Genomic DNA, 4739 nt, shown 5'->3' on the forward strand with positions numbered 1-4739 from the left:
ACGGGCCCACGGATCACCCGGCGCGACCCGCGGCCAGCTGACGGACCGTCGGACGCAGGTACAGGTCGCGCATCGCCACCGTGAAGTCGCCGCGCCGACGCAGCGCGGCGCCCACGCGCATGGCCAGCAGGGAGTTGCCGCCGAGGTCGAAGAAGTTGTCGTCCGGGCCGACCGGGACGCCGAGCACCTCCTGCCAGACCTCCAGCAGTGCCGCCTCGAAGGCGTCGCCCGGTGCGGCGGCGCCGCCGTCGGCCCCGTCCGCGCCGGCGCCCTCGGCCCGGCGTCCGGGGACGGCGCTCTCCCGAGCGACGACCGCCGGGGCGGGCTTGGGGAGCTTGCGGGTGTCGAGCTTGCCGTTGGTGGTGAGCGGCATCTTGTCGAGCGCGGTGATCGTCGACGGCACCATGTACTCGGGGAGGAACCTGGCCGCGCGCTGCCGCACGGCCGCGGTGTCGTCCCCGTCCATCACCACGAACGCGTCGAGCTGTGCCGTCGCCGGGTCGTCCGGGTCGGCCCGGTTGAGCAGCACGGCCGCCGCGGTCACCTGCGGGTCGTCCAGCAGCACCGAGCGGATCTCGTCCAGTTCGATGCGGAAGCCGCGCAGCTTGACCTGGCTGTCCAGCCGGCCCAGGTGCTCCAGCCGCCCGTCGGGCAGCAGCCGGCCCTTGTCCCCGCTGCGGTACATCCGCTCGCCGGTGCGCGGATCGGTCAGGAACCGCCGGCCGGTCAGCTCCGGCTTGTTCAGGTAGTGAGACGCGACGCCCGCACCGCCGACGTAGATCTCACCGGCGACGCCCACCGGCAGCGGCCTGCCCTCGGGGTCGGCGACCCGCACCCACCAACCGGGCAGGGCGCGCCCGACCGACTTCGACCCGGCGAGGGACTCGGCCCTGGTGACGGTCTGCGCGGTCACGTGCACCGTCGTCTCGGTGATGCCGTACATGTTGACCACCCGGCACCCGGTCTCCGGGTGCCGGTCGAACCAGGGCAGCAGCATCCGCGGGTCGAGCCCCTCACCGCCGAAGACCACCAGCCGTACCGGGGCGGGGTCCGCCCCGTCCCGCTCGACCTCCACCAACTGGGCGAAGGCCGACGGGGTCTGGCTGAGCACCGAGACCCGTTCCCGCGACAGCAGCCGGTGGAAGTCCTCCGGCGAGCGCGACACCCAGTAGGGCACGACGACCAGGCGTCCGCCGGTGAGCAGACAGCCCCAGATCTCCCACACCGAGAAGTCGAAGGCGCTGGAGTGGAACAGCGTCCAGGTGTCGTCCTCGCCCAGGCCGAACTCCCCGGTGGTGGCGGCCATCAGGGCGAGCACGTTCACGTGCGGGACGACCACGCCCTTGGGCCGGCCGGTGGAGCCGGAGGTGTAGATGACGTAGGCCGGGTCGTCCGGGCCGGTCGTCGACGACGGCGGACCGTCGCACCGCGCGGGCGCCAGCTCCGCGAGCTCGGCCGTGCCGATCACCCGGACGCGGTCGCCGCCGGGGAACTCCGCGTGGTCGGTGACGACCGTGGCGAGTCCGGCGTCGGCGGTGGTGTAGGACAGCCGGTCCCGGGGGTAGGCGGGATCCATCGGAACGTAGGTCGCGCCCGCCTTGAGCACGGCGAGCAGCGTGACGATCAGCTCGGCGGACCGCTCCAGGCACACCCCGACCCGGTCGCCGTCGGCCACGCCGAGCCCCCGCAGGGCGTGGGCGAGCCGGTCGGCCCGGCCGTCGAGTTCGCCGTAGCTCACCTGGTCGTCCTCGAAGCGGACCGCGACCGCGTCCGGCCGGCTCGCGGCGATCGCGGCGATCACCGCGTCGATCCGCTGCGGCACGAAGGACTCCGCCGGGCCGGGCCGGCCGAGAGCGTCCAGGTGGTCCAACTCGTCCTCGTCCAGCAACGGCACGTCCGAGACGGGGGTGTCGGGTGCCTCGAGGAGCATCCCGTGCACCCGGCACACGTGCCGGAGGAACTGGTCGGCGATGCCGGCGGACAGCTTCCGCGGCGAGAAGTCGCAGCGCAGCACCCGGTTCCCCGTGGCGTCGCGGACCACCGAGACGGTCACCGGGAACGGCGGGAGCTGGAACGGCAGGTACTCGGCCGAGGCCGCGCCGGGCAGGTCCGCCGCCGGGTCGAGGTCGGCGAAGACCAGCCCCGCCCCGGCGATGCCGGCGGGATCGCCGCCGGCGGCCTCCACCTCGCGCCGGAGTTCCTCGGTGTACCACGCCGGCCCGGCCGCGACCGCCGCGCGGACCTGCTTGTCGAGGGTGCCCAGCGTGTTCGCGCCGTCCACCGCCACCGGTACCAGGGCGATCCCCTCGACGGGAGCGCCGTCGTCGGTGTCGGTGTCGGTGACCAGCGCCGCGAGGACGGGCCTGCCCACCCCCTCGTAGCGGGCGAGGACGACGCCGAGGGCGGCCGTCCAGCTCTCGGTGTCCCCCTCCGGGTGCCCGGCGGGCAGCGGCAGCAGGGCGGTCTCGGGCACGTCCGGGTCGTGCGGCCGGCCGAGTCCCCAGTCAAGCTGGGCGCCGGGGTGGCACTCGGCGATGTCGGCGGCGTGCCGGGCGGCGTCGTACCGCCGTCCGCCGTTCGCGGTCCGGGCGGCGCAGGCCTCCCGGTCCGCACGGGGCGGTGCGCCGCCGAGCAGTTCCGCGACGAACCCGCGCAGCGCCGCGGCGCCGAGCGCCGCACGGTGCGCCACCACGACGAGTTCGGCGACACCGTCGGCGTAGTGCAGCAGCACTCCGCGCACGGGGGCGTCCCGGTGGGCGACCACCGGCCGGACGAGTTCCCGCGCCCGCCACCGCTGTGCGGCGGACTCGTCGGAGCGGCACGGCACGCGCTCGGTCCACAGCCGTGCGGCGCCGCGGAAGGCCGCCGCCGCCCCGGCGGCGGGGAGCAGCGCGGCGGCCCGGTCGGCGAACCGCCGCGCCAGCACCTGCGGCCCGTCCGCCGGCAGCCCGCCGGCGAGGCGCACGCTCAGCGCGTGGCAGACCGCGCCGGGCGCTTTCCGGTCGTTGTCCGGGATCCGTTCACCGGAATGGACGACGGTGCGCCGCGCCGGCGTGAGAGCTGCGAAGGCGTCCTGTTCAGAGATCGACACCACTGGTCCCCTTGGCGTGATTGCGGTGGTTCACCGGGCGGTGAAGCCGCCGTCGACGGTCAGCACGGAGCCGGTCACCTGCCTGGACTCGTCCGAGGCCAGCCAGACGGCGGCCTGGGCCACGTCCTCCGGCTCGATCAACGAGTTCATCGGCTGCGACTGGACGAAGGTCTCCTCGTGCTCGGCGACCGGCAGGTCGAGCGACCGCGCGATCTCGGCGAGCATCCGGCCCTCGACCTGGCTGTCGTCCCGGATCGAGCCGGGACACAGGGCGTTGACCCGGACCTTCAACGGCGCGTAGTCGAGCGCCGTCGCCTTGGTCAGCCCGATCAGGCCGTGCTTGGAGGCCGCGTACCCGGCGAAGTGCCGGTAGCCGACCAGGCCGGCGGTGGACGAAACGTTGATCACGCTGCCCGACCGCCGGGCGACCATGAGAGGGCCGACCACCGAGGTCATGCGCCAGGCGCCGGACAGGTTGACGTCGATCATCACCTGCCACTCCTCCTCGGTGATCTCGTGGGCCGACTTGCCCGACGGCGCCACGATGCCCGCGTTGTTGACCAGCACGTCGACCTTGCCGAACCGGTCGCAGACCTGCTCCACCACCGCGCGCAGCGCGGCGAGGTCGCGGATGTCGGCCGCCGCCGCGAGCACGGAGGCGCCCTGCTCGCGGCAGAGCCGCGCGGTGTGGTCGAGCTGGCTGGTGGTGCCGAGCGGGTAGGGAACGCCGGGGATGTCACCGCACACGTCGAGCAAGGCGAGGTCGGCGCCCTCCCGACTGAACGCCAGCGCGCAGGCGCGGCCGACACCACGCGCGGCTCCCGTCACGATGACGGTCTTTCCTTGCAGACGCACCAAGACTCCTTACGTTGAGGACAATCGGCGGACCCGCCCGCGCCGGCTCACCCGGGGCAGACGTCCGCGAGCACCCGGATGAGGCCCTCGGGGTTGTCGACCAGGTACATGTGGCCGCCCTCGACCTCCGCGAACCGGAAGTCCCTGCTGGTGGCCTTGCTCCACTCCATGGCCTGTTCGGTGGTCACGAGCGTGTCGGTGGTGCCGCGGACCGAGACGATCGGCACGGGCAGCGGGTCGTCGGACCGGGGGACGTAGCTCTCGTGCATCTCGACGTCGGCCCGCAGCGTGGGCAGCAGCAGTTCCCGCATCTCCGGGTCCTCGAGCGCGTCGTGCCGGTAGCCGGCGAACTCCTTGACCCGCGCCAGGAACTCGTCGTCGTCCAGCCCGCTCGCGCCGTTCTCCCGCCGGGTCCACGGGCCGGGGGAGCCGCTGATCACCAGCGCGGCCAGGTCGACGCCGTCGGTCGCGGCCAGCCGGTGCGCGATCTCGTAGGACAGCACCGCCCCCAGGCTGTGTCCGAACAGGACGACGGGACCGGCGCCGGAGACCCGCTCCAGCACCTCGGGCAGCAGCCCCTCGGTGGCCGCGGCCACGTCCCGGTAGGGCTCCTCGGCGAAGCGCTGTTCCCGGCCGGGCAGCTGGACGGCCGCCAGCTCGAACCTGTCCTGGCACAACGGCACCCAGGGGCGGAAGACCGAGGCGCCCGCGCCGGCGAACGGCACGCAGAGTACGACCGCCTTTGGCATATTCATTCCCTCTCTGTCACTGTCGGGTGAGCGCCGTCGGGGCG

The 4739-nt window shown here is 74.0% G+C and carries 3 protein-coding genes; all 3 read right to left on the reverse strand.

The window, feature by feature from the left end:
* Nucleotides 1–13: 13 nt before the first annotated feature.
* Genes QPK52_RS25785 through QPK52_RS25795 form a run of 3 tightly spaced genes read right to left on the reverse strand, consistent with a single transcriptional unit; the run spans nucleotide 14 to nucleotide 4695 of the window.
* On the reverse strand, nucleotides 14–3091 hold the full coding sequence (locus QPK52_RS25785) for an amino acid adenylation domain-containing protein (RefSeq protein WP_410539887.1): 3078 nt from the start codon (nucleotides 3089–3091) through the stop codon (nucleotides 14–16).
* Between the two features lie 30 nt (nucleotides 3092–3121).
* Entirely contained in the window at nucleotides 3122–3946 is an 825-nt protein-coding gene (locus tag QPK52_RS25790) for a mycofactocin-coupled SDR family oxidoreductase (RefSeq protein ID WP_410539888.1), read from the reverse strand.
* A gap of 47 nt (nucleotides 3947–3993) precedes the next feature.
* Nucleotides 3994–4695, reverse strand: a complete 702-nt coding sequence (locus QPK52_RS25795; RefSeq protein ID WP_410539890.1) for a thioesterase II family protein — start codon at nucleotides 4693–4695, stop codon at nucleotides 3994–3996.
* Nucleotides 4696–4739: the final 44 nt, after the last annotated feature.

Origin of the sequence: Streptomyces sp. KL2, from assembly GCF_046529545.1 — a bacterium.
In the GTDB taxonomy this organism is placed as follows: Bacteria; Actinomycetota; Actinomycetes; order Streptomycetales; family Streptomycetaceae; genus Streptomyces; species Streptomyces radiopugnans.

Bases quoted from the DNA above. Each gene is read 5' to 3' on its own strand.
- QPK52_RS25795 (WP_410539890.1), bottom strand. From the start codon at position 4,695: ATGCCAAAGGCGGTCGTACTCTGCGTGCCGTTCGCCGGCGCGGGCGCC.